Annotated in this window: 17 protein-coding genes and 2 pseudogenes; 10 read left to right on the forward strand and 9 right to left on the reverse strand. The window is 72.1% G+C overall.

Features of this window, described 5'->3' with window-relative positions:
- A pseudogene (locus AB0K37_RS16820) lies at window positions 1-309 on the forward strand (3D-(3,5/4)-trihydroxycyclohexane-1,2-dione acylhydrolase (decyclizing)); the annotation flags it as partial.
- A gap of 10 nt (window positions 310-319) precedes the next feature.
- A complete protein-coding gene (locus AB0K37_RS16825; RefSeq protein ID WP_363981311.1) occupies window positions 320-1,801 on the forward strand; it encodes a CoA-acylating methylmalonate-semialdehyde dehydrogenase in 1,482 nt (493 codons plus the stop codon).
- Here the strand turns inward: AB0K37_RS16825 and AB0K37_RS16830 are convergent.
- The 5 genes and pseudogenes from AB0K37_RS16830 to AB0K37_RS16850 all read right to left on the reverse strand — a co-directional run bounded on the left by AB0K37_RS16830 (window position 1,775) and on the right by AB0K37_RS16850 (window position 8,376).
- Window positions 1,775-2,425 (reverse strand): isochorismatase family protein, encoded by a 651-nt coding sequence (locus tag AB0K37_RS16830; protein WP_363981314.1) that lies wholly within the window; start codon window positions 2,423-2,425, stop codon window positions 1,775-1,777. The two genes, AB0K37_RS16825 and AB0K37_RS16830, sit on opposite strands and share 27 nt — an antisense overlap.
- A pseudogene (locus tag AB0K37_RS16835) lies at window positions 2,422-4,322 on the reverse strand (hydantoinase B/oxoprolinase family protein). Before AB0K37_RS16835 ends, AB0K37_RS16830 begins: the two are co-directional and overlap by 4 nt.
- On the reverse strand, window positions 4,322-6,385 hold the full coding sequence (locus AB0K37_RS16840; RefSeq protein ID WP_363981317.1) for a hydantoinase/oxoprolinase family protein: 2,064 nt from the start codon (window positions 6,383-6,385) through the stop codon (window positions 4,322-4,324). Before AB0K37_RS16840 ends, AB0K37_RS16835 begins: the two are co-directional and overlap by 1 nt.
- A gap of 20 nt (window positions 6,386-6,405) precedes the next feature.
- A complete protein-coding gene (locus AB0K37_RS16845; RefSeq protein ID WP_363981320.1) occupies window positions 6,406-7,629 on the reverse strand; it encodes a CoA transferase in 1,224 nt (407 codons plus the stop codon).
- Complete coding sequence (locus tag AB0K37_RS16850) at window positions 7,630-8,376, reverse strand: GntR family transcriptional regulator (RefSeq protein ID WP_363981323.1); 747 nt, start codon at window positions 8,374-8,376, stop codon at window positions 7,630-7,632. It lies immediately after the preceding gene.
- Window positions 8,377-8,482: 106 nt separating this feature from the next.
- Here AB0K37_RS16850 and AB0K37_RS16855 point away from each other — a divergent pair, with 106 nt between their 5' ends.
- Window positions 8,483-9,382 carry a hydroxymethylglutaryl-CoA lyase gene (locus tag AB0K37_RS16855; RefSeq protein WP_363981326.1) on the forward strand — a complete coding sequence of 300 codons (900 nt, stop codon included), beginning with the start codon at window positions 8,483-8,485 and terminating at the stop codon, window positions 9,380-9,382.
- 26 nt (window positions 9,383-9,408) lie between these two features.
- Here the strand turns inward: AB0K37_RS16855 and AB0K37_RS16860 are convergent, their stop codons facing one another.
- The 3 genes from AB0K37_RS16860 to AB0K37_RS16870 are packed head-to-tail and all read right to left on the reverse strand — an operon-like array spanning window position 9,409 to window position 11,364.
- Window positions 9,409-9,732, reverse strand: coding sequence for a helix-turn-helix transcriptional regulator (locus tag AB0K37_RS16860; RefSeq protein ID WP_363981329.1), 324 nt, complete (start codon window positions 9,730-9,732; stop codon window positions 9,409-9,411).
- A complete protein-coding gene (locus tag AB0K37_RS16865; protein ID WP_363981332.1) occupies window positions 9,729-11,078 on the reverse strand; it encodes a TrpB-like pyridoxal phosphate-dependent enzyme in 1,350 nt (449 codons plus the stop codon). Before AB0K37_RS16865 ends, AB0K37_RS16860 begins: the two co-directional genes overlap by 4 nt.
- A 1-nt stretch (window position 11,079) precedes the next feature.
- Window positions 11,080-11,364 (reverse strand): acyl carrier protein, encoded by a 285-nt coding sequence (locus tag AB0K37_RS16870; RefSeq protein ID WP_363981335.1) that lies wholly within the window; start codon window positions 11,362-11,364, stop codon window positions 11,080-11,082.
- Window positions 11,365-11,843: 479 nt separating this feature from the next.
- Here AB0K37_RS16870 and AB0K37_RS16875 point away from each other — a divergent pair, with 479 nt between their 5' ends.
- Genes AB0K37_RS16875 through asnB form a run of 4 tightly spaced genes read left to right on the forward strand, consistent with a single transcriptional unit; the run spans window position 11,844 to window position 17,239 of the window.
- Complete coding sequence (locus AB0K37_RS16875) at window positions 11,844-13,022, forward strand: acyl-CoA dehydrogenase family protein (RefSeq protein WP_363981338.1); 1,179 nt, start codon at window positions 11,844-11,846, stop codon at window positions 13,020-13,022.
- Window positions 13,019-14,584 (forward strand): amino acid adenylation domain-containing protein, encoded by a 1,566-nt coding sequence (locus AB0K37_RS16880; RefSeq protein ID WP_363981341.1) that lies wholly within the window; start codon window positions 13,019-13,021, stop codon window positions 14,582-14,584. Before AB0K37_RS16875 ends, AB0K37_RS16880 begins: the two co-directional genes overlap by 4 nt.
- Entirely contained in the window at window positions 14,581-15,378 is a 798-nt protein-coding gene (locus AB0K37_RS16885; protein ID WP_363981344.1) for an alpha/beta hydrolase family protein, read from the forward strand. The genes AB0K37_RS16880 and AB0K37_RS16885 overlap by 4 nt, the downstream gene beginning before the upstream one ends.
- Window positions 15,379-15,415: 37 nt before the next feature.
- On the forward strand, window positions 15,416-17,239 hold the full coding sequence (gene asnB / locus AB0K37_RS16890; protein WP_363981347.1) for an asparagine synthase (glutamine-hydrolyzing): 1,824 nt from the start codon (window positions 15,416-15,418) through the stop codon (window positions 17,237-17,239).
- A gap of 13 nt (window positions 17,240-17,252) precedes the next feature.
- On the opposite strand, the gene AB0K37_RS16895 is transcribed toward asnB, so the two are convergent.
- Window positions 17,253-18,887 (reverse strand): AMP-binding protein, encoded by a 1,635-nt coding sequence (locus tag AB0K37_RS16895; RefSeq protein WP_363981350.1) that lies wholly within the window; start codon window positions 18,885-18,887, stop codon window positions 17,253-17,255.
- Window positions 18,888-19,149: 262 nt separating this feature from the next.
- On the opposite strand from AB0K37_RS16895, the gene AB0K37_RS16900 reads away from it, so the two are divergent.
- From AB0K37_RS16900 to AB0K37_RS16910, 3 genes are all read left to right on the forward strand, one after another.
- A complete protein-coding gene (locus tag AB0K37_RS16900) occupies window positions 19,150-19,323 on the forward strand; it encodes a hypothetical protein (protein WP_363981353.1) in 174 nt (57 codons plus the stop codon).
- Between the two features lie 183 nt (window positions 19,324-19,506).
- Window positions 19,507-22,401: a hypothetical protein gene (locus AB0K37_RS16905; protein WP_363981356.1), complete on the forward strand. Its 2,895-nt coding sequence runs from the start codon at window positions 19,507-19,509 to the stop codon at window positions 22,399-22,401.
- A complete protein-coding gene (locus tag AB0K37_RS16910; RefSeq protein WP_363981359.1) occupies window positions 22,398-25,184 on the forward strand; it encodes a protein-arginine deiminase family protein in 2,787 nt (928 codons plus the stop codon). The genes AB0K37_RS16905 and AB0K37_RS16910 overlap by 4 nt, the downstream gene beginning before the upstream one ends.
- Window positions 25,185-25,334 lie beyond the last annotated feature (150 nt).

Raw genomic sequence — 25,334 nt, forward strand, 5'->3', positions numbered from 1 at the left:
CACCGCCTGCGCACCCCCACCGGCCTGGACGGCGAACCGATCCCGGTCGACCTCGCCGCCAACGCCGCCAGCCTCGGCGCCGACGTCATCCGCGCCGTCGACGCCGACGGCTTCAGGGACGCGCTCCGCCAGGCGATCGCGTCGCCCCGCACGACGGTCGTGCACGTCGAGACCGACCCCCTCGTCGCGGGCCCGAGCAGCGAGGCGTGGTGGGACGTCCCGGTCGCCGAGGTCTCCGAACTGGACGACACACGGCAGGCACGCGCCCACTACGAAGACAGCAAGAAGACCCAGCGCCGTTACCTCTGAAAGGAACCCGATGCGTTCTATCCAGCACTGGATCGGTGGTGTCCCGGTAGGCGGGAGCACCTCGGCCGCCGTCCACGACCCCGCGACGGGCCTTCAGTCGGGCGAGGTCGTGCTCGGGCGGCGCGCCGAGGTGGACCTGGCGGTGGGGACCGCCGCGCGGGCGTTCGAGTCGTGGTCGGAGGTGTCGCTGAGCCGCCGGGCGCGGATCATGTTCGCGCTGCGCGACCTGCTGGAGCGGCACGAGGACGAGCTGGCCCGCCTGGTCACCGCCGAGCACGGCAAGGTCCTCGACGACGCGCGCGGGGAGGTCGTGCGCGGCCGGGAGGTCGTCGAGTTCGCGTGCGGGATCGCGCAGGTGCTCAAGGGCGAGTACTCCGACCAGGTGTCGTCCGGGGTGGACGCGTTCTCGTTCCGGCAGCCGCTCGGCGTGTGCGCGGGGGTCGTCCCGTTCAACTTCCCCGTGATGGTCCCGCTCTGGATGCACCCGATCGCCATCGCCTGCGGCAACACGTTCGTGCTGAAGCCGAGCGAGCGCGTGCCCTCCGCCTCCAACCTGGTCGCCGAGCTGTACGCGCAGGCCGGGCTCCCGGACGGGGTGTTCAACGTGCTGCACGGCGACCGCGAGACCGCCGACGCACTGATCACGCACCCGGACGTGGCGGCGGTGTCGTTCGTCGGGTCCACGCCCGTCGCGCGGCACGTCCACGAGGCGGCGGGCTCCGCCGGGAAGCGGGTGCAGGCCCTCGGCGGCGCGAAGAACCACGCGGTGGTCCTGCCCGACGCCGACCTCGACCTGGCCGCCGACCAGATCACGGCGGCGGCGTACGGATCGGCGGGCCAGCGCTGCATGGCGGTCTCCGTCGCGGTCGCCGTGGGGGCCGCCGCGGACCCGCTGATCGAGCGGCTCGCGGTCCGGGCCCGCGCGATCAGGGTCGGGCCGGGCGACGACCCGGCGAGCGAGATGGGTCCGCTGATCAGCGAGGCGGCGCGGCAGCGCGTCACCGGCCACGTCGAGGACGCCGAGCGGGCCGGCGCGAAGCTCGTCGTGGACGGTCGCGGCGCGCCCGGTCCCGGGTTCTTCGTCGGCCCCTGCCTGCTCGACGGCGTCGCCACCGGCATGGCGGCCTACCAGGAGGAGATCTTCGGACCGGTCCTGCTGGTGCTGCGCGCCGAGACCCTCGACGAGGCGATCGAGCTGATCAACGCCAACCCCTACGGCAACGGGACGGCGATCTTCACCTCGTCCGGGGAGGCGGCGCGGCGGTTCCAGCGCGCCGTGCACGTCGGGATGATCGGGGTGAACGTCCCCATCCCGGTGCCGATGGCGTTCTACTCCTTCGGCGGCTGGAAGGCGTCCCTGTTCGGTGACACCCACGTCCACGGGGCCGAAGGGGTGCGCTTCTACACACGCGCCAAGGCCGTCACGTCCCGCTGGCCCGTCCCCGCCGTGGCAGACGGGGCGTCCTCAATGGCCTTCCCCACGGCCCGGTGAGGAGCCGCGCACGGTGGTGAGCGCCTCGCCGAGGGACAGGACGTCGGCGTACTTGGCGCCGAGGTCCAGCAGGTTCGCCTCGTGCAGGCGGGGGTCCCGGTCGCCGCAGGCCTCGTCCACCACCAGCGGGCGGAACCCGTGCTGCAGCGCGTCGGTCGCGGTGGCGCGGACGCAGCCGCTGGTGGTGAGCCCGCAGACCAGCACGGTGTCGATGCCGGACGCGGTCAGGGTGGCCGCCAGGGACGTGCCGTGGAACGCGCTGGCGTACTGCTTGGTCACCACGGTCTCGCCCGGACGGGGGGCCGCCCCCTCGGCGAAGTCGCCGAGGGGGCTCCCCTCCTCGAACACGCGGAGCGCGGGGATCTTGCGGCGGAACAGGCCGCCGTCCGCGCCTCCCGGCTGGTAGGTCACCCGGGTGAACAGCACGGGCAGCCCGGCCGCCCGGCCCGCCTCGATCAGGCTCGCGGCGGCGGCCACCGCGTCCTCGACCGGGGCGCGCAGCGGCGACCCGTCCACCAGGTAGGCGCGGACGAGGTCCACCGCCAGCACCGCCGGCGACCGGCCGCAGCCGAGGCCGCGGCCGAATCCCGACGCGCGGTAGCCGGCGGCGAGGTCGTCGCTCACCGGCGGTCCCTCAGCGCGGCGGCGGACCGCACGTCGACCGGCGGCCGCGGCGCGGGAAGGCCCGTCTCCTCCTCGCAGCGGGCGAGGATCTCCTCCAGCGGCGGGCCCATGTCGAACACCGGGATCTCCGTCCGCTCCGCGGCCTTCCTCGCCCGCAGCAGGCCGGTGGCCTCCTCGTCGAGGACGCCTCCGGCGGTGCAGACGACGCCGTAGCCGTCGCGCGCGCCGTCCGCGGTGACCAGGCCGCGCAGGACCTCCAGCGCCACCAGCTCGGCGGGACGGGCGAGCGGGTCGCCCCACCCGCCGCCGCCCCAGGTCACGAAGTGCAGGACGTCCCCGGGCCCGACCACGACGTCGTGGATCTTGCTGGGCAGCACCTCCCGGGTGCCGTCCGCCCGCTCGATCCACTTGCGGCCCCGCTCGCCGGGACGCCCCCCGTTCACGCCCCACGGGTAGGTGAGCCAGCGGTCGTCGTGGATCGCGATCGTGCCGGGCTCCTCGAAGCGGTACGCGACGTCGACCCCGTTGCCGCCCCGGTGCAGGCCCGCGCCGCCGGAGTCGGCGATCGTCTCCCACCGCTCGACGCGCAGCGGGTAGTACGACTCCAGGTACTCGCAGGGATGTTGACGAACGACGGCCACAGCGAGTGCCCGTCCGGGCCGTCCCCGACGGGACGTCCCGGCACGCCGCCGAACCCGATCGAGTACAGCTGGAACCACTCGCCCTCGCGCGGCCCCGGGCCATAGTGGCCCGAGTACATGAAGTGCGGCGAGGACGAGAAGCCGGCCGCGTTGAGGATCTCCGGGTTGGTCTGGCCGAGCAGCCCGCCGAACAGGTCGAACACCCGGCCGATGCCGTGGTTGCGGGCGTTCAGCGCGGCCGGGTGGCGCGGCTTCCAGAACGAGTCCTCGGGGATCGTCACGTCGATCAGCGGGTAGAAGCCGTCGTTCCAGAGGATCTGCGGATCCGCGACGGTGATCACGTAGATGCCGAAGAACATCCGGACGAGGTTCTCGTTGATGAAGTAGTTGACCGGCCCGACGGCCTGCGGAGCCGCGTGCGAGAAGTCCAGATGGATCTTCTCTCCGGTCCGGGTGAGCGAGATCTTGAGTTCGTACGGGCCGTACCCGCAGCCGTCGTCGCAGATGTAGTCGGCGAACTCCAGCGTCCGGCCGTCCTCGAAGAGGGTGGCCAGCAGCACCTTCATGGCCTGGTGGTTGCGGTCGAGCAGGGCGTCCAGCGCCGACAGGTACGTCTCGACGCCGAACCGGGCGCACAGCTCGGAGACCCGCCGCGCGGCCGTGGTGCACGCGGCGACCAGGCCGTTCAAGTCGGCCCGGTTCCAGTCGGGCATGCGCACCTGGTTGAGGATGATGCGCAGCGCCGGCTCGTTCAGCACGCCGCCCTCGTACAGCTTGAACGGCGGGACGACCACGCCCTCCTCGTAGATGGTGCGGGCGTCGGCGGGCATCGAGCTGGGCGTCTTGCCGCCCACGTCCGACATGTGCCCGAACATCGAGGACCAGCCGACCAGCCGGCCCCCGTGGAAGATCGGCACCACCAGCAGCCAGTCGTTGGCGTGGCTGATCGCGGCTCCGCACGCGTACGGGTCGGACGTCATCAGGATGTCGCCCTCGCCGATCGTCCCGTCGAAGTTCTCCAGGAAGTCGGGGACCGAGAGCCCGAACTGGCCGACGACCATCTTCCCGGACGGATCAGCGATCAGCGGGAACTCGTCGTGCTGCTCGCGGATGCCCGGGGACAGCGCGGTGCGGAACAGCACCTCGTCCATCTCGTGGCGGGCGTTGCGCAGCGCGTTCTCGATGATGTCCAGGGTCACCGGGTCGACGTCGACGCGGCCGGCCGGCGCGGTCGCGGTCTGCAGGATCTCGGCCATCAGCCCTCCTCGTTCAGCGGACGGATCAGCAGGCTGCCGCTGGGGTGCACGGTCGCGGAGTGCCCGGCCAGCACGAGGGTGGTGGAGTCCATCTCCACCACCACGGCCGGCCCGGCCACGACGTCACCGGAGAGCAGCTTGGAACGGTCGTAGATGCGGGCGGGCGTCGTGGCGCCGTCCATCCACACCTCGGTCTCGCGGACGAGCGCGGCGGACGGGTCGCCCGACCCCTCCGGCAGGACGCGCCAGGCGACCTGCGGACGCGGACCGCTCACCGTGACCCGCAGGTTGATCACCTCGCGCTCGTTGCCGAGTAGGAAGGAGAACAGCCGCTCGTGCTCGGCGTCGAACGCGGCGCCCAGCCCGGCCAGCAGCTCGCCGTCGACGGTGGCGCGGTCCACTTCGACCGGGATCTCGAAGCCCTGCCCGTGGTAGCGCAGGTCGACCTGGTACGTCGCGGTCTGGCTCGCGCGCGGCACGCCCTCCGCCTCCAGCCGCGCGGCGGCGGCCTCGGCCAGTTCGGCGAGCGCGGCGCGCAGCTCGTCGTCGTCGAGGGTGGAGAAGCGGCGCACCATCGTGCGGGCGCTCTCGTCGCGCGGGCAGGTGGTCGCGTCGCCGTAGGCGCACAGGACGCCCGGCGACGGCGGCACGATCACCGGCCAGGAGCCGGTCAGCCGGCCGAGCGCGTTGGCGTGCAGGGGGCCCGCGCCGCCGAACGACATCAGCGCGAAGTCGCGGGGGTCGTAGCCCTGCCGGACGCTGATCAGGCGCAGCGCGCCGAGCATGTTCTCGTTGACGATGTCGATCACGCCGGCCGCCGCGGCCTCGACGCTCGGCAGGCCCATCGCGTCGGCGATGGAGCGCATCGCCTTGCGGGCGGCCTCGGCGTCCAGCGCGATCTCCCCGCCGGCCAGCCGCGTCGGAAGGTAGCCGAGCACGACGTTGGCGTCGGTCACGGTCGGGTCCGTGCCGCCCGCCCCGTAGGCGGCGGGGCCCGGGTCGGCGCCCGCGGACTGCGGGCCGACCCGCAGCGCCCTGGTCAGCTCCGGGACGTGCGCGATCGAGCCGCCGCCCGCGCCGACCGTGCGGACGTCCACGCTGGTGGCGCGGACGGTGAGGTCGCCGACGGTGGTCTCCCGGCCGATCCGGGGGCGCCCGCCGAGCACCAGCGCCACGTCGGTGGACGTGCCGCCCATGTCGAAGGTGAGGAAGTCGGGGAACCCGGCCTGCTCGGCGAACCAGACCGCGCCCGTGACGCCGCCGGCCGGGCCGGACAGCAGCAGCGAGACCGGGTCCTCGGCCGCCTTGGCGGCCTTGGTCAGCCCGCCGTCGCTGCGCAGCACCGACAGCGGCGCGTCGATCCCGCTGCCGCTCAGCGACCGGTCCAGGTTGCGCACGTACCGGGACACCTCGGGCTGGACGTAGCTGTTCGCCACGGTGGTGACCGTGCGCTCGTACTCCCGCATCTCCGGCAGGACGCGGCTGGACAGCGACACCGGCACCCCGGGCAGCTCCTCGGCGGCGAGCTCCGCCACCCGGCGCTCGTGCGCGTCGTTCGCGTAGGAGTTGATCAGGGAGACCGTCAGGGCCTCGATGCCGGCGCCGCCGAGCCGCCGCAGCTCCGCCCGCGCGCGGTCCTCGTCCAGCGGGGCGACGACCGCGCCGTCGGCGGCGATCCGTCCCGGGATCTCCACGGTGTGCTCCAGCCGGGCCAGCGGCTCGGGCTTTGGCCAGATGATCCAGCCGGCGAGGCCGCCGGGGACGAACGACCGCCCGATCTGCAGGACCTGCCGGAACCCCTCGGTGGTCACCAGCCCGACCCGGGCGCCCCGGCCCTGGAGGATCGCGTTGGTCGCCACGGTGGTGCCGTGCAGGACGTGCGCCACCTCGTGCGTCTCGATCCCGGCGTCCCGGCACACCTTGCGGATGCCGTTCAGCACGCCCTCCGACTGGTCCGCCGGAGTGGACGCCGTCTTGGCGCGGTGGCTGACGCCGGTCCGCTCGTCGACCAGCAGCACGTCGGTGAACGTGCCGCCCACGTCGACGCCCAGTCGATAACCCATCTGCTCTCCCGGTGCTGTGCTCAGATGACGCCGCGCTGCGACAGCGCGGCGATCTCGTCTTCTGGTAGGTCCAGGAGGCCGCCGTAGACCTCCCGGTTGTGCTCGCCGAGCCCGGGTCCGGGCCGGCGGACCGAACCCGGGGTCTCGCTGAGCCTGGGGAACGCGTTGTGCATCGGGAGCTCGCCGAAGTCCGGGTGGACGAGGCGCACGATCGCCTCCCGGGCGGCGAAGTGGGGATCGTCGAACATGTCCTTGGCGGTGTAGATGCGGCCGGCCGGGACGCCGCCGGCGTGCAGCCGCTCCAGCAGGTCCCCGGTCTCGATCCCGGCCGACCAGGCCGAGATGATGTCGTCCAGCTCGGCCATGTTCCGGCCCCGGTCGGCGTGCCCGGCGAACCGGGGGTCGGCGCTCAGCTCGGGGCGTCCCATCGTCTCGGCGAGCCGTCCGAACACGGTGTCCTGGTTGGCGGCGATGAGGATCATCTCGCCCGACGCGGTCGGGTAGACGTTGCTGGGCGAGACGTTGGGCAGCACGGACCCGGTCCGCTCGCGCTGGTACCCGGCGACCGCCCACTCGGGCAGCAGCGACTCCATCATGGCCAGCACCGCCTCGTAGATCGCCGAGTCGACGACCTGGCCGCGTCCGGTGGCGTGCCGGCGGTGGACGGCCACGAGCGCGCCGATCGTGGCGAACACCGCCGCCAGCGAGTCGCCCAGCGAGATCCCGGCCCGGGCGGGCGCGCCGCCCGGGTCGCCGGTGACGTAGCGGATCCCGCCCATCGCCTCGCCGATCGACCCGTATCCGGCCCGGGGCGCGTAGGGGCCGGTCTGCCCGAACCCGGACACGCGCACCAGGATCAGGCCGGGGTTCGTCTCGCGGAGCCGGTCGAAGTCCATCCCCCAGCGCTCCAGCGTGCCGGGGCGGAAGTTCTCGACCACGATGTCGGCGCGCTCGATGATCCGCCGGGCGAGGCCCTGCCCCTCGGGGGTGCGCAGGTCGCAGGTCACCGACTTCTTGTTGCGGGCGACCACCGGCCACCACAGGGACTTGCCGTGCGGCTTCTCGCGCCCCCACTGGCGCATCGGGTCGCCGGCGCCGGGCGACTCCAGCTTGATCACCTCCGCGCCGAAGTCGCCGAGCAGCTGGCCGCAGAACGGTCCGGCGAGCAGCTGCCCCATCTCCACGACGCGCAGGTCGGCGAGCGGGCCCCTGGCGTCCGGCGCGGCGCCGTCGTGCGTTGACATCTAGCCGGTCCTCGTTTCCGTGTGGTCGTCCCGGTCGTCCCGGTCGTCCCGGTCGTCCCGGTCGTCCCGGTCGTCCCGGTCGTCCGGGGCGTCCCGGTCGTCCGGGGCGGGGGCGGCGCGCAGCAGCACCGCCTTGGCGGCGAGCACGTGCGCCCGCATCACCGACTCGGCCCACGTCCCGTCCCCGGCGCGCAGCGCGGCGGCCAGCTCGCGGTGGTGGGCGGAACTGCGGGCCAGGTCGGAGGGGGAGTAGCGGTGGAAGGTCCGCATCACGAGCGGGAGCTGCACCACCGCGTTGAGCATGGACACGAGCCGGCCGCTGGCGGCGGCGGCGCGGACGATGTCGTGGAACTCGGCGTTGAGCTCGGCGACCCGGTCCAGGTCCTGGCCGGCGCCCGGCTCGACGGCCGCCTCCATCAGGCGGCACAGCTCGTCCATCCGGTCCACGTCCGCGTCGGTGACGCGGGCGGCGGCGCGCCGCGCGGCGGCGCTCTCCAGCAGCATCCGCAGGTCGTAGATCTCCTCCAGGTCCTCGGCCGTCCAGTCCGGGACCCGCGCGCCGCGGTGCGGCAGCACCTCCACCAGGCCCTCGACCTCCAGCCGCCGCAGCGCCTCCCGGACGGGCGTCCGGCTGGAGCCGGTGGCCTCGGCCAGCTCGGCCTCGCCGAGGCGTGCCCCGGGCGGGTGGACGCCGTCCAGGATGTCGGCGCGCAGCCGTGTGTAGACACGGTCCACGGCACGGACCATCCGAACCTCCTCCGATTGATTGCATGCAAGATAGACAGAACGTGAGCCTTGACACAAGAGACTTCCCAGGACAATCCTGCGGATGGCTCTGGATTGCATACAAAGGATGCTCATGGTCGAACTCATCGAGGTGGCGCCCCGGGACGGGCTGCAGAACGAGTCGGCGATCCTCGCGACCGCCGACAAGGTGCGGCTCATCGAGCGCAGCGTCGCGGCGGGCCTGCGGCGGATCGAGGCCGTGAGCTTCGTGAACCCGAAGCGGGTCCCGCAGATGGCCGACGCCGAGGCGGTGATGGAGCGGCTCCCGAGGCCGGACGGCGTCAGCTACGCGGGGCTCGTCCTCAACCGGCGCGGGCTCGACCGCGCGCTCGCCGCCGGAGTCGACGAGATCAACGTCGTCGTGGTGGCCACCGACGAGTTCAGCCGCCGCAACCAGGGCTGCACGGTCGAGGAGGGCGCCGCCGCCTGGGCCGCCATCGCCGCGGACGCACGCGCCGCCGGCGTCCGCCGCACCGTCACGATCGCCGCGGCCTTCGGCTGCCCCTTCGAGGGCGAGGTCACCGCGGACCGCGTGCTCGACCTGGTCCGGCGGGTCGCCGAGAGCGAACCCGACGAGATCGCCGTGGCCGACACGATCGGTGTCGGCGTCCCCGCCCAGGTCCGTGCGCTGTTGACGGGCGCCGCGGAGATCGCGCCCGGCGTCCCGCTGCGCTGCCACTTCCACAACACCCGCAACACCGGCTACGCCAACGCCCTCACCGCGCTCGACTGCGGGGCGAGCGCCCTGGACGCCAGCGCCGGCGGCTTCGGCGGCTGCCCGTTCGCGCCCGCCGCCACCGGCAACATCGCCACCGAGGACCTGCTGTACGCCCTGGACCGCTCGGGCGTCGACACCGGCGTCCGGATGTCCGCGGTCGCCGAGACGGCGGCCTGGCTCGGCGAACGCCTCGGCAGGCCGGTCCCGGCCCTGCTCGGCCGCGCCGGCCCGTTTCCCGCCCCGTCCTGAGCCGCCGCGCCGGGCGGAGCCCGGCCCTACAGGACCGCGAGGTGCTCGTCGAGGTACCAGCCGTAGGGGCCCGGGGCCGCGCCCGCCGCCGATCGCAGGGCGTAGTGCCGGGTGCGGACCTCCGCGACGAGTTCACCGCGGCTGCGCACGCCCGTCTTGGCGAACACCGCCTTGAGGTGGTCCTGCACCGAGAACGGCGAGATCCCCAGCGCGGCCGCCATCCGCCTGGCGCTGTGCCCCCGGGCGGCGAGCCCGGTGATCTGGCGTTCCCAGGCGTCAGGCCGTACGCACCAGCGATCACCTCGCTGAGCATGGCGGTCCGCGGCCCTGGCCGCCGCCCCGTCCGTCACAACGATTCGATGAGGCGCAGGGACGCCTTGATCTCCTCGTCGGTGGGAGCGACGTCGACGGTCTCTCCGGAGAGGTGGCTCTCGTAGGCGCCGAGGTCCAGCAGGCCATGGCCGCTGAGACCGACCAGGACGACCCGCTCCTCGCCCTCTTCGCGCGCCCGCACCGCCTCGTCGATCGCGGCGGCGACGGCGTGGGCCGACTCGGGGGCGGGAACGAGCCCTTCGGCCTTCGCGAACGCGGCGCCGCTTTCGAAGACGCGGGTCTGCGAGTAGGAGGTCGCCTCCACCATCCCGTTGTCGTACATGGCGCTGACGATCGGAGCGGCGCCGTGGTACCGCAGACCCCCGGCGTGGATGTGGTAAGCCGTGAACGTGTGCCCCAGGGTGTACATCTTGACCGCGGGGGTCACGCCGGAGTAGTCGGTGTAGTCCAGCATGTAGCTGCCCCTGGTCATCTTGGGGCAAGCGTCGGGCTCCACCGCCAGGAACCGCGTGGCGGGGTTCTCCGCCAGCGCCGCCCGGTAGAAGGGGAAGGTCAGCCCGGCGAAGTTGCTGCCCGCTCCCATCGCGCCGATCACGACGTCGGGGAACTCGCCGGCCAGCTCCATCTGCAGCAGGGCCTCCTCGCCGATGACCGTCTGATGCATGAGGACGTGGTTCTCTCCGCTGCCGATCGAGAACCGCGCCCCCTTCCGGCCGTTGGCGTACTCGATCGCCTCGGCGTTCGCGATCCCGAGGGTGCCCGGCGACTCGGGGTCGGCGCGCAGGGCGGCCCTGCCCACCTCCGTCCTCGTGCTGGGACTCGGGACGACCTCGGCGCCGTTCAACCGCATCAGCGTGCCCCGGTACGGCTTCTGCTCGTAGCTGGACCGCACCATGAAGACGGTGCACGCCATGCCGTACGGGTGGCATGCCATCGCGAGCGCGGTGCCCCACTGGCCGGCGCCGGTTCCCGTCACCATCTCCCTGACGCCGGACCTGCCGTAGTAATAGGCCTGTGCCAGCGCGGTGTTTATCTTGTGGCTGCCGGACGGACTGGTGCCTTCGTACTTGAAATAGATGTGCGCCGGGGTGTCGAGGGCGTTCTCCAGCCTGGACGCCCGGAAAAGGGGGGTCGGGCGCCAGCGCTGGTACTCCGATCGAACGGGGCCGGGAATCTCGACGTAGCGCTCACGGCCGATGCTCTGGCGGTACATCGACAACGGCAGTTGCGGTTGCAGCGGCGCCGAACCGCCGTTCCTCGGCGGTGCCGGTCTAGCCGGGGGCACCTCGATCGGAAGGTCCGCGAGGATGTTGTACCAGTGCGTGGGAACCTGGTCCCGGTCCAGCTCGAAAACCTCGCGCATGTTACGCTTTTCCGCCCTCCGCGCCGATGATTCCGCTGATCATGTCGACAAGGCTTCCCACGTTCCTCAGTTCGGCGAGCATCACGTCCTCGTCGTCGATCTCGATGCCGAACTCTTTCTCGATCTCCACGAGGGTGTGCAGCAGGCTCAGCGAGTCCATGCCCACCACCGGCGAGTAGAGCGAGACCGCGTCGTCCAGTCGTTCGGGGGCGATGTCCAAATCGAGAACGCGGATCATGATGCTTTTGATCTGCGCCGCCAGATCCACGTTGCTGGCACGATCCATGGCATGCACCTCGTCTGCGGCGTCGGCCCGGGAATGGCCGGAGTGAGTCGGCAGGAGTGAGTCGGCACGGCGGGAATCGATACCCGCGGACTGAGGGCGCCCGTTTCGGGGAACGGCGCATCGCTTACCGGCGACCTGGCCGTCCGAGCCCCGGTTCTTGCCGACGAACCGGTGGCGGGCCGTCCATGGCCGGAACGTTTTCCGCTTCGATTGGTTGACGGTCCGTACCGTACGACAGGCGTCCGGGGGGCGCAAGAGGCCGTACGGAGCCCCCCGGCGGCCATTTGGCAGAAGTTGGGCTTTTCAAGATCGCTTCACGGATGCACAATGACAGCGATCGGTGCGGCGCGGCCGGGTTTCCCGTGCCCGCCTGGCGGACCGGAGGGGCGACGCTTGCGATTCCGCGCGGTGGTGGCGACCGTCCCGCCGCCGGCGATTCTCGATATGGCATGACATCCCGCTCGGGGGATTGGAGAGCCATGCGGTTCGAATGGGACGGCGACCAGGACGGGCTGTACCGCGCTTTCCGCGCGTTCGGCGAAGAGGCGCTGAGCAAGGATGTGACCGAGCGGGACAGGGCCGGGCTGTTCAGCCGCGACGATTGGTCGCGGTGCGCCGAGCGGGGTGTGCTCGGCCTGATCCTGCCGTCCGAATACGGGGGATCCGGGTGCGGTCCCGTCGACTATGCGCACGCGATGGAGGGGCTCGGGCACGGCTGCCTCGACAACGGCCTCATGATGGCGGTCGGCGCCCACGTCCTGGCCGTCGAGGTGCCGGTCTGGAAGTTCGGCGACGAGGAGCAGCGGCGCGCGTACCTGCCCGGGCTCGCCGCCGGCCGCCTTGTCGGGGCCAACGCGATGACCGAGCCGGGAAGCGGGTCGGACGCGCTGTCGCTCGCCACCATGGCCGAGCGCGACGGCGACTCCTACGTCCTGACCGGACGCAAGCGCTATGTGACGAACGCGCCCGTCGCCGATGTGTTCGTCGTCTACGCGACCGTCGACCCGGAGCTCGGCTTCACCGGAGTCACCGCCTTCCTGGTCGAGCGCGGCGATCCCGGCGTCTCGGTGCACGAGCAGGCCGAGAAGATGGGTCTTCGCACCGCCCGCTGGGGTGAGGTCGAGCTGGACGGGTGCCGCATCCCCGCCTCTCGGCGGCTCGGCGCCGAAAGGCAGGGATCCGCCGTGTTCGCGCAGACGATGGCGTGGGAGCGGGCGCTTCTCCTGGCGCCGTGGCTCGGCGTCATGCGGCGGGAGATCGAGGAATGCACGCGCTTCTGCCGGCGGCGCCGCCAGTTCGGCAAGCACATCGGGCGTTACCAGTCGGTCTCCAACAGGATCGTCGACATGCGGATCCGCTGGGAGATCTCCCGCATGCTCCTGCACCGCGCCGCGTCGGAACTCGACGGCGCGGAGGCGAGCATCTTCCCCGAGGTCGGCAAGCTGTACGTGAGCGAAGCGGCGGCGGAGATCTTCACCAGCGCGATGCAGGTGTACGGGGCGCTCGGCTATTCCTCCGACGGGCGCGCCGAGCGCAATCTCCGGGACGCCCTCGGCATGACGATCTCGTCGGGCACGTCGGACATGCAGCGAGTGATCATCTCCGGGAAGCTCGGCCTCGCCTGGCCGGAATCCGGGGGAAGCGGGGAGGGAAGGTGAACGGTCTGAGCGACTGCCTGCGCCACTGGGCCGGAACGCGTCCGGAGGCCCCGGCGGTCGAGTTCCGGGACGAGGCGTTGACCTACGGCGAGCTGGATCGGCTCAGTTCGGCCCTGGCCCGCACGCTGGTCGAAGGCGGAGTCGCCCCCGGTGACCGGGTCGTCCTGTGGCTGCACAAGTCGATCGAGGCGGTCATCGCCGTGCACGGGGTGCTGAAGGCCGGTGCGGTCTACGTGCCCGTCGACCCGAGCGCGCCCTTCAAAAGGGCCGGCCACATCATCGCCCACTGCGAGGCCGCCTGCGTGATCGCCCAGGACGACCGGGTCGAATGGCTGCGGAAGAACTGCTCCAGCCGGATCGTGTCCACCGGTCCGGCCGCGGACGCGTCCGTCACCGGCTGGGAGGAGGCGCTCACCGCCGCCCCGGCGGAGGTCGAAGCCGGACGCGGCCTCGACCTCCACAGCCCGGCCTTCATCCTCCACACATCGGGATCGAAGGGCCTTCCCAAGGGCGTGGTGCTCTCCCACGGCAATGCCCGCGCATTCGTGGAATGGGCGGTCGACGAATTCGGTCTCGGCCCCGCCGACCGGGTCTCCAGTCATGCGCCCTTCCACTTCGACCTGTCCGTGCTCGACCTGTTCGCGACGTGCATGGCGGGCGGCTGTGTGGTGCTCGTCCCGGAGAGCCAGGTCGGGCTCGGGGGCGCCCTCAACAAGTTCGTCGCCGAGCAGCGCATCACCGTCTGGTATTCGGTTCCCGGAGCGCTGACCCGGATGCTGGCCGCGAAGAACAGCGGACTGCTGGCCGAGTCGCGTCTGCGGGTCGTCCTGTTCGCCGGTGAGACGTTTCCGATCGCCCGGCTCCGGCAACTGCACTCGCTCGTCCCCGAGGTCGACTTCTACAACCTCTACGGTCCGACGGAGACCAACGTCTGCGTCTTCCACCGCGTCCGCGAGTCGGACGTCGCGGAGCACCGCCGGCACCCCGTGCCGATCGGCCGTGCCTGCCCCTACGCGGCGACGTTCATCGTCGACGGGGCCGGGCGTCCGGTGGAGCACGAGCCGGGAGCATCCGGGGAGCTGTGCGTCGCCGGGGACTCGGTGATGCTCGGCTACTGGCGCGACGACGACTTCACGGCGGAGAGAACCCTGTCGGTCGCCCAGGCCGGCGGGGAGACGCTGCACGCGTACCGGACCGGGGATCTGGTCCGGCTCGACGACGAGCTGAACCACGTCTTCTGCGGACGTGAGGACGACATGGTGAAGATACGAGGCCACCGTGTCGAGATCGGTGAGATCGAGGCGGTCCTGTCGGCCGCGGACAACGTCCGGGAGGCCGCGTGCGTGGCGGTCGACGACGGCACCGGGGAACGGGTCGTCGAGGCGTACGTGGTGCCCGAGACGCACCCGCTCGACGTCTCCAAGGTGCGCCGCCACTGCCTGGACGAGATCCCGCGCTACATGGTCCCGGAGCGGTTCCACGTCAGGACCGCGTTCCCGGTGACCGGCACCGGGAAGATCGACCGGAGGCGGCTGGGAGAGGGCTGGGCGGATCCGCGATGAAAGTGCTGACGGAGACCTGGCGGAGCGCGTCGATCGGCCGGGAGAAGTCGGTGAACGTCCTCCTGCCGTCCAGATACTCGTCGACCGGCCGCGCCTTTCCGGTGCTGTACCTCCTGCACGGCTTCGGCGGCAACCGGAACACGTGGCTCCAGTGCGGCGACCTCTCGTCCGCCGTGGACTCGGCCGGGCTGGTCGTGGTCCTCCCCGAATCCGGACGCTCGTGGTTCATCAACGACGCCCGGGGGCGGCGCTACGAGGACTACCTCGTGGAGGAGGTCGTCGGCCATGTCGACGGCGCTTTCAACACCGTGGCGTCCCGGGACGGGCGAGGTGTCGGCGGGTTCTCCATGGGCGGGGCCGCCGCCCTCTACCAGGCGTTGCGGCACGGTGAGGTGTTCTCGGTCGTGTGCAGCAACGCCGGTGCCTTCGAGGCCCCCCTGCGCGAAGGCGATCCCTACGACCACCTGCGGGACGGGCAGAGGCTGGCCATGCCGACCACGAGGGACCACGAGCGCGTCTGGGGGCCGGTCGGCAGCGAGGTCCGGCGCGAGTACGACCCGTACCGCGCGCTCCGGGACCGGGACGCGAAGCACCCGATCGAAGTGCATCTCGACGTCGGCCTGGACGACTATCCCCGCATGATCGGCATGAACCGGAGAATGCGCGAGGCCCTCGCGGCCGCCTCCGTTCACCACCGGTACCGGGAACGCCCCGGCGGGCACGACTGGGCGTTCGTCAACGCCGGCCTTCCCGATCTCTTCGCGTTCGCGCGGAGCCGTCTCCTTTCCGCCTGACCCGCGCGCACCCAAGAGGACTACGGAAGGAGCGCACATGTGCGGCATAACCGGATGGGCCGACTGGACGCGGGACCTCTCCACGCAGGGCCCCGTCGTGACCGCCATGACGCGGACCCAGGCGCCGCGCGGCCCCGACGACGAGGGGACGTGGCTCTCCCGCCACGCCGCGCTGGGCCACCGGCGGCTCGCCGTCATCGACATCGAGGGCGGGCGGCAGCCCATGCTGCGGAACGGGCACGACGGCGAGCCGGTCGTCATCACGTTCAGCGGCGAGATCTACAACTTCCACGAGCTCCGTGAGCGGCTCCGCTCGGCCGGCTGGTCGTTCCGGACCCGATCGGACACCGAAGTCCTGCTGACGGCCTATCTCCAATGGGGCGCGGATCTCGTCACGCGGCTCAACGGAATGTACGCCTTCGCCATCTGGGACGAACACGCGCGACGACTGCTGCTGGTGAGGGACCGGCTCGGGATAAAGCCGCTCTACTACGCCCGGGTGGGCGACGGGATCATCTTCGGGTCGGAGCCCAAGGCGCTGCTGGCCCATCCCGAGATGAAGGCCGAGGTGGATCTGGAGGGCCTCGCCGAGTTGACGGCCGTCCCGCGCGCGAGGACGCCCGGCCACGCCGTCTACCGCGGGATGCGGGAGCTCAAGCCGGGGTGCCTCGTCGTCGCCGACGCGTCCGGATGCCGCGAGAGCCGGTACTGGCGGCTGGAGGCCCGCCCCCACACCGAGGACTTCCGCGCGACGACGGACGAGGTCCGCTCCCTGCTCACCGACATCGTCAGGCGCCAGATCGTGGCGGACGTGCCGGTCGGCACGCTGCTGTCCGGAGGGATCGACTCCAGCGCGATCACGGCCCTGGCGGCCCGGGAGTTCGCGGGGGAGCTGACCAGCTACTCGGTGAGCGTCCCGTCGCCGGCCCGGCCGGGCAGCGACCTGTGGCGGCCCAGCCCGGACGAGCCGTACGCGCGCCTGGTCGCCGAACGGCTCGGCCTCAAGCACTCCGTGGTCCAGGTCGATACCGACAGCCTCGTCGAGGGGCTCGACCGCGGTCTGCGGGCGCGCGACCTCCCCGGCTGGGGCGATCTCGACGTCTCGATGTACCACCTGTTCAGCGGTGTCCGGGGAGACTGCACGGTGGCGCTGTCGGGGGAGTCGGCCGACGAGATGTTCGGCGGCTACACCTGGCAGGTCGACGACCGGTACGTCCGGCACACGTCGTTTCCCTGGATGTACGCGCGGCGCCAGCCGCAGTTCCTGCTCCGCGAGGAGGTGAGGCGCGCGATCCGGCCGGAGGACTACGAGGCCGACCGCTACCGGGAGGCGCTGGCGGAGGTCCCGCACGTGGACGGCGAGGACCGCACCGGACGCAGGCAGCGGGAGGTCTTCCACCTCGGCCTGACCCGCTGGCTGGGCGCGCTGCTGGACCGCAAGGACCGGATGAGCATGGCCGTCGGCCTCGAAGTGCGGGTGCCCTTCGCCGACCACAGGCTCGCCGAGTACCTGTTCAACGTGCCCGCGGACATGAAGGCCGACGGAGGGACGGAGAAGGCGCTGCTGCGCCGGGCGTGCGCGGACCTGCTCCCGGAGGAGATCGTGAACAGGCCCAAGAGCGCCTACCCGGCCAGCCGGGACCCCGGCTACGTCGAGACGCTGAAGAACCTGGTCATCGAGATGATCGACGAACCGGGCGCCCCGCTGTTCGACCTCATGGACCGGGCTGAGGTCCGCCGGGCGGTCACCTCCGAGCTGGACGCGCTGCCCGGCCCGATCACCGCCCGGACCTCGGCGATCGGCCTGTCCTACCTCCTCGAACTGAACCGGTGGCTCACCCGGGTCCGCGTCGTGGCGTGACCCGGCGCGGCCGTCACCCCCGCGTCCCCTCCGCCCGCGAGTAGCGCCGGCGCAGCTCCTCCTTCCGGATCTTGCCCGTCGCGGTCGTGGGCAGGACCTCCAGGAGCTCGAGCCGCCGCGGCCAGTACGCCTTGGTCATCCCGGCCTCGTCCAGCGAGCTCTGCAACTCCTCCAGGGTGACCGGGGAGGCCGCGGAGACCGGGGTCACCACCGCGCAGATCGTCTCGTCCTCGTGCTCGTCGGGGATGCCGATGACCGCGACGTCGCGCACGCCCGGATGCCGTCCGATGATCGACTCCAGGTCGGTGACCGGCGCGATGTTCGCGTTGCGCAGGATCATGTCCTTGGCCCGGCCGGTGATCCGGATGCCGCCCCGGCCGTCCGGCCGGGCCAGGTCGCCGGTGTTGAACCACCCGTCCTCGTCGAGGTCGGCCGCGTACAGCTCGTCCCGCCGGTAGTAGCCGAGGCACTGCGTCGGCCCCCGCACCCACAGCACGCCCTCGCCCCCGGTCCGGTCCGACACGGGGTCGATCCGCAGCTCCATGTCCGAGATGGGACTTCCGTCGCTGTGGGCGGCCCAGTCCTCCGGATCGTCCGGACGGGTGATCGTCACCGGGCCGTTCTCCGTCATGCCCCACAGCGAGTGCAACCGGAGTCCGAAGACGTTCGCGGTCTCGCCGATGAAGTACGGAGGGATCGGCGCCGAGCCGCTGACCAGCCACGCCAGCGCGGGGAGCGCGCGCGGCGCGGACCGCTGCTCCTTGATCAGGCTCAGCAGGTAGAAGGGCGCGCAGTAGAAGAACGTGACCCCGTGCCGGGCCATGAGATCGAGAGCGTCGCCGGGGTCCTTGGCGTCCTGGAACGCCATGGTGCCGCCCAGCGTCAGCGGCATCAGCATGCCCTGCACGACACCGGTGTAGTGCGTGTAGAGCGCGGTGGTGTACATGACGAGCGTCTCGTCGAGGCCGAACGTCTCCGCCTCGCCGCGAATGGCGGCGTACAACGTGTTCTGGCTGTGCAGGACCCCCTTGGGATCGCTCGTCGTGCCCGAGGTGAACAGGACCAGATACGGGTCGTCGGGCCCGAGCTCCCGCTCGTCGAGCAGGTGGCCGTGCCGCTCCTCCCAGGCGGTCCCGAAGAAGAACGACTCGAAGTCCTCGGTGCCGTCCGGCCCCTGCCCGTCCGCGACGAACACGCGCTCCAGGGACGGCAGCTCCGCGGCCAGCCCGGCGCCCAGCTCGCCCAGCCGGTCGCCGTTGTCCTCTGCCATGGTGACGAGGACCCGCGCCTCGGTGACGCGCAGCATGACGTCGAGCTCGCGGCGCCGGTAGGTCTTCATGAGGGGGCAGTACACGACCCCGGCCCGGATGCAGCCGAGCGTGATCGCCGCGAGTTCCCACCGGTCGGTGAGCTGCGCCGCGAACACGTCACCGGGCCGCAGACCGAGCTCGACCAGAGCGCCGGCGCACCTGTCGGCGGCGGCGGCGAGCTGCGCGTAGTCGAGCCGGTGCGTCCGCCCGTCGGACTGGCGCCTGGTGACCACCGCCGCCTTCTCCGGCCTTTCCCGCACGTGCCGCCGAAGGTCGTCGAGAAAGGTCTCGTCCCGCCACCAGCCGCGCTCACGGTAGTTCGCAGAGGTCGTGGTCATGTCAGCACCCCAATCACATCTTCGGGAAGGGTGGACCGCTCCGCACGGAATTGGAGATCAACATAACCCGATTTCACTCGCCGGTCACCACCCTCGGAGGTCCGCGCGCGTTCTGGTAACGCATTTCTCTCAGGCGTCAGCCGCGCTCGCGGACCGGGGCCGTCGGCCGGCGTCGCGGCTGCCGGTCAGCGCAAATTGGACTGATGGCCGAGGCGAACCGTCTTCGCCTCTTTGGATTTCGGGCTCGGGTTATTCTGCGGCCATGGCGAGCCGTTCGGTGAGCCCGGTGCTGGTGGGCAGAGGGCCGGAGCGTGCGGAACTGCTCGCCGCGCACGGCGAAGCCCGGCATGCGGCGACCGCGGTCCTCGTCGGCGGCGAGGCGGGCATGGGCACCGACCCCGCCTCTTCGACGAGGGGTGGCCGCCGGCGAGAGTGATGTTCGGGGTTTTCCTCGACTCAGCGGCACCATCCGGCCACCGGAAGTAGTGGTTTCCACGATGTAGTTCCGCGACTACTCAGCGCACTCTGCGGTGAGCCGAGTCTCGCGGTCGCCCACCAGGGCGGCGGCCGGGAAGATCGTGGAGGAACCTCGATGGCGAGTGAAGGCATATTCCGGTTCATGACCGTGCGCCCGGCGCGCAAGCAGGCGACCCTGGCCGGGATGCCGATCATGGTCGAGACGTCCGAGCTCTACCGGCGGCTGGCCGAGGCCGCGGCGGAGGGCGCCGACCGGGAGAGGCTCCGCGAGATGGTGAGCGGTCCTGCCCGGCCGGACGCGGCCGCGCGCACCGCCGGGCTGGATCTCGCCCACCTGCGGGCCTGGTTCTACGCGAACGAGAAGAGCACGCTGGGCGAGGCCGACCTGAACGGCTGCGTCTCGCGGGCCTACGGGCGGTCTCTGGCCGAGCTGGTCGACGCGCCGGAGTTCGCCGCGGCCCGGGCCGAGCTGAGCGACCGGCTGCTGGCGGCGGCGCTCCGCGGCGACGCCGAGGGGACCGCGGAGCGGGACCTGCTCGACGCCAAGCTGCTCGCGCTGGCCGCCTCGGCCGAGGCGGCCGGGCAGGAGCGATCGCTCGGCGACGTCATGAGCGCGCCGGCGACGCTGCCGTCGTTCCTGGGGCGACTCGCTCCGGCCCCGGCGTCCGCGCCGGCGCCGCCCGCCCCGGCGGAGCGCGACGACGAGGCGAGGGCCTGGCTGGACGACCTGGGCCGCGCGCACCGGGAGCTGCTCAGGCTGGTCCACGACGACAGGCACCTGGTGTTCTCGTCGGTGACCGCCGCGGCGGTCCCGGGCGCCGCCGAACCCCCCGAGGCGGCGAGCGCCGAGCCGACGCTCTCCGCCGACGCCGTGGCGGGGCTCGGCGAGGAGACGCGGGGAGTGCTGGACCGGCTGGGGCTGCTCGCCGGCGACCTGCGGCCGTTCCGGGCGATCCCCGCGGTCGAGGCCGAGCTGCACCACGCGGCCGGGCAGGTCGCGGCGGACGTCCGGCCGGCCGGGACCCTGGCCTTCGACGGGGGCGAGATCGACCTGGACCGGTTCCACCGGGCCATGAACGCTCCGGGCGAGGGGCTCGCCGCCGGGCCGCCGCCGCCCGCGCCGCAGCACTCCGCCGCCGGGGTGGCCGACCTGCTGGTGGTGCGGCAGAAGATCAAGGCCTACGAGCTGGGGGAGTTCGCCCACGTCGAGAACATCATGGCGGGGGAGACGCGGGAGCGTTCGACCCGCCGGCTCACCCAGGTGGAGGTGACCACGGAGGACGAGACGGAGACCGAGACCGAGAAGGAGCGGGACCTGCAGTCCACCGAGCGGGACGAGCTGCAGAACGAGGCGGAGAAGCACGTCAAGAGCCAGCTCGACATCGAGGCCGGACTCCAGGTGAGCGGCAGCTACGGCCCGGCCGCGTCGTTCTCCTCCAGCGTCAAGGCCGGAAGCTCGACGTCCACCGAGGAGTCCCAGCGCAAGGCGTCCTCGTTCTCGCAGGAGGTCACGCAGCGCACGGCGGAGAAGGTGCGCGAGCGCGTCCGCAGCCTCGTCCGGCGGCGGACGCTGGAGGAGTTCGAGGAGACCAACCGGCACGCCTTCAGCAACAGCTTCGCCAAGCACGTCCGCGGCGTCTACCGGTGGCTGAACAAGGTCTACGACGCCCAGGTCTTCAACTACGGCCAGCGGTTCATGTTCGACTTCGTGGTGCCCGAGCCGGCGGCGTACTACCTCTACGGGCTGGTGGAGAACCCGCCGCAGGACAGCGAGCTGGTGAAGCCGCAGGCGCCGGCCATGCCCGACGGGCAGCCCCTGCGGCCGTCCTACCTGACCCGCGGCAACTACACCGAGTTCGTCGCCCGCTACCGCGTCGTCAACGCGCCCGCTCCACCGCCGTCGACCCGGACGGTCACGTTCTCGGACAAGCAGGACGGCACCACCACGACCAACTTCGGCCGCGCCGGGAAGATCGACATACCGGAGGGGTACACCGCCAAGAGCGTGACCGTGCAGGCGACCCATCTGTTCGAGGCCGGCAGCGTGCACAACTTCCACATTGTGATCGGCGGCCAGCTGTACATCTACACCGACATCTTCGGCGCCAAAAGCGGGACGGCCTCCGGGGAGAAGGAGCTCTCCATCTCCATCGCCGTGACGGCCCTGTGCTGGTCGGTCGGCGTGGACGTGGAGTGCGTCGTCACCCCGGAGGCCGAGGCCCGGTGGCAGCAGTCGGTCTTCGACGCCGTCATCGCCGCGTACCAGCAGCAGCTCGCCGAGTACAACGAGAGGGCCGCGCAGCGGGAGCTCCAGCGCAGCACCAACCAGCAGTTCGGCCGCAACCCGCTGGTCAACCGGCGGGTGGAGCGCGACGAGCTGAAGAAGTGGGTCATCATGATGCTGGCCAAGAAGCCCGACCTGAACCTCGACTCCTTCCAGCCGCCGGTGCCCAAGACCCCGCCCGAGCCGGTTCTGGACCTCGACAAGGCCAACGCCAACGGCACGTTCATCCGGTTCCTGGAGAACGCCTTCGAGTGGCAGAACATGCTCTACGTCTGCTACCCCCACATGTGGGGACGGCGGGCCCGGTGGATCTCCGCGCTGAACATCACCGACCCGGACGCCGACTTCGCCGCCTTCCTGCGCGCCGGCGCGGCGCGCGTCCAGGTGCCGGTGCGGCCCGGCTTCGAGAGCGCCGTCGCCTACTTCGTGTACACCGGCAACATCTGGGACGGCAACGACGTCCCCCGGATCGACGACGACCTGTACGTGCCGATCATCGATGAGATCACCACCAACCTCGGCAAGCTCGACAACGGCGTCCCGTACCCGGCGGGCTCCAAGCCCTGGGAGGTGGTCGTCCCCACCGACCTGGTGCTGGTCCAGGACGTCTCGGACGTGCCTCCGCTGCGGGACGCGCTGAAGCCCGCGGCCCCGGTGGCGCTGGCGGACGGGTCGGAGGACGGCCGGGACGACGCGGCCGCGGACGCTCCCGCCGGGTCCGGCGCCGGGCACGAGGTCGCGAGCGGTCGATGACCGCCTACCGGCTGCACGCCGACTTCGACCGCGACGGCAGGCTCGCCGCGCGGCCGGGCGAATGGGCGCGGCGGCAGGCGCCGCCGGGGGCCCTGGTCCGCGCCAACCTGGACGACGACGCGCGGCGGCTGCCCACGACGGTCACCCGCGGCGACCCCGTCCGGCTGGACCGCGAGCTGCCGGTGAAGACGGCCGGGGACGACGAACCGGCCGGGCTCCTCGTGGAGGAGGTCACCGCGGCCCCCGGCCCGCTGTTCGTGGTGCTGCGGGGCGCGGACGCCGTGCGATGCGCGGTGGTCGACGCCACCGGCAGGCGGCTCGCCGGGGCCGGGGCGGGCGACCGGGTGCGTTTCCGGCTGCCGGTCGGGCCGTTCCCCCGCAGGCTCGCGCTGGAGGCGGTGGACCTTCCGGCCACTCCGCCGGCCGGCCAGGTGCTCAGCGGACCGGCCCCCGGGGTCCCGGACGGCCGGGTCACGGTGTGGCTGGAGCGCGACGACCCGGCCGGCACCGTGGTCGAGGACGAGGTGCTGTTCACCGTGTCCCCGTTCGTCCTCATCGGGAACGCGGGCGCGCTGGAACGGCTCTACATGTGCCAGGTCACCTCGGATGACCCGGCCAAACCCCTGGACGACAACGGTCCCGCCGTCGCGGAGGTGCAGGCCGCGCTCCAGCCGCTCGGCGTGCCGCTGACCCTCGTCCCGATGGAGGTGCACGGCGGCGACAGCTGGATCCAGGACCAGTACCAGCTCGGCTTCACCGAGACCCCGGACGGTCCGACGCGCGTGCTCCTCCACACGCCGCGCACCCGTTCGGACGCCGCGCAGGGGGTCGTCGCGCCCAACCTGAGCTCGATGGTGACCGCCCATTTCCCGAGCCGGGACCTCGGGATCTGCCAGTCGTTCTGGGACCGGGAGCTGACCATCACCTCCCCGGACGGCACGACCGGGCGGCTCGGCTTCGTCGGCAGCGACCGCGCCCTGGTGATCATGATCCGGATCAAGATGCTGCGCCGGCAGCTGTTCGAGTCCATCGCGCGGATCGGCACCGAGGTCGAGCTGAACACGACCGTGGCGCTGTTCGGCGACGCGACCGTCGAGTTCTTCCGCGCCCGCAACGAGCTGCCCGCGCTGGCCGGCCGGTTGAAGCAGGTCGCCAGGGCGGCGGCCGAACGCCCGGACTCGCCCTTCTACAAGCAGCACGACAAGCTCGGCCGGCTCGTCCAGAACGCCGAGAAGCAGGTCGAGGACGTCCGGCGGGAGATCCCGGTGCCGCAGGGCGCGCCCCAGCTCCGGCTGCGGCTGCCGGCCGTGGGGAAGCTGCCGCAGCAGGACTTCCTGATGTCCGAGGCGGAGGTGGGCCGCCTGGAGAAGCGGCTCCAGCAGTGGCACTCCAGCCACAACTTCGGCGGCAACATCGAGGTGGGGCCGCCGCACGCCAAGGCCCCGGCCGGCGTGGTGGTCGTCGGCAACCGGACCACGCCGCAGCCGGACGGCTCCACCGCGACCGACATGGACCCCGAACTCCTGGCCTTCCTGCGCGGGCAGGCGCAGGGCCGCCAGCGGGTGCTGGAGGTCGACACCAGCTGGCTCGACGTCGGTCACGTGGACGAGGTGCTGGCGTTCGTCCCCGACCTGCGCGACCCGCAGAGCCCGAAGGGCGCCGTGCTGCGCTCCTCGCCGCTCGTCGCGCTCAAGCTCGTCGCGGCCGCACGGCAGGAGTTCATGGCGGGCCTGTCGCCGGGAGAGCTGACCCGGTACAAGAACTGGATCCCCACCCGCACCGGGCGGCTCACCTACGAGGGCGCGAACCCGGTCACCCATCTGCTCCGCGGCATGCAGTGGCTGCACCAGCACGAGAGGGGGCAGCTGCTGCCGATCGAGCCGCCGGAGATCTACCTGTCGATGGCGAAGCGGTACCGGGACTTCGCCGGCCCGATCCCGAACTCCCCGCTCCCGCTGCCCGACTCGCCCTGGCAGCCGACCACCCCCTCGCTGCCGGCCGGCATCTCGATCTTCGAGCTGGACTTCTTCCGCGACGGGACGAACGAGGACCTGGAGGACCCCGAGCCGGCCGGTCAGCGGACGGGGCCGGACGGTGCGTCCATCCCGGCGAAGGGGCAGCTGACCGAGACCGAGGAGAAGCTCACCACCGAGTACGGCGCGATCTCCATCCTCAAGCTCCCGGTCGTCTTCGACGACCGGTCGGCGCTCGCCGAGCAGACCGCCGCCTTCACCCCGAACCTGGCGAACCTCCAGGTCGCCGCCCCCTGGCTGCTGGTCCCGCGGCCGCACGGGCCGCGGATGGACGTCGAGGCGGCCGCCCGGGTGCTGCGCGCGGTGGCCGAGGAGGTCGGGGACGTGAAGGCGTCGCGCTTCACGCCGCAGTGGCTGCGCGCCCGCGGGCTCGACCGCACGGTCCACTGGGCGCGGCCCGGTTCGATAGCGGGCGACCTCGCCGGGGACGACGCCGAGAAGCTGACCTCCGCCTTCCGCGACGGCTGGCCCAAGGAGACCGATCGCGGGGAGATCCGGCAGCAGATCGTCCGGGCCAATCCGGGCGCGTTCGACTCGCGCGGCTTCCTCAGGGGGAGCGCCTGGCGGAAGCTGCGGATCCCCGAGCGCAAGGTCGACCTCTTCGAGGCCTGGACCGAGGCCGTCGCCGACCGGATCGGCTATCGGGTGACCTGGGTGGAGGCGTGGTACTACCACGTGCGCCTGGGCTCCATCCACTGCGGAACGAACGTGCTGCGCGCCGCCCCCACCGGCCTGCGTTGGTGGCGCTGAGGCCCGCCGGGGGGCAGGGTCGGCGGCCGAGGCGGCGGCGGGTGCGGCCGACTGGATGGGCCGGCAGCAGGTCCAGGTAGCCGGATTCCTCGGCGGAGATCATGCGGGCGTCGGTAGCCCCCGGGGCGAGGGGACGAGCGTTCTCGGCGC

The sequence above is a fragment of the Actinomadura sp. NPDC049753 genome (genome assembly GCF_040674655.1).
Taxonomy (GTDB): domain Bacteria; phylum Actinomycetota; class Actinomycetes; order Streptosporangiales; family Streptosporangiaceae; genus Spirillospora; species Spirillospora verrucosospora.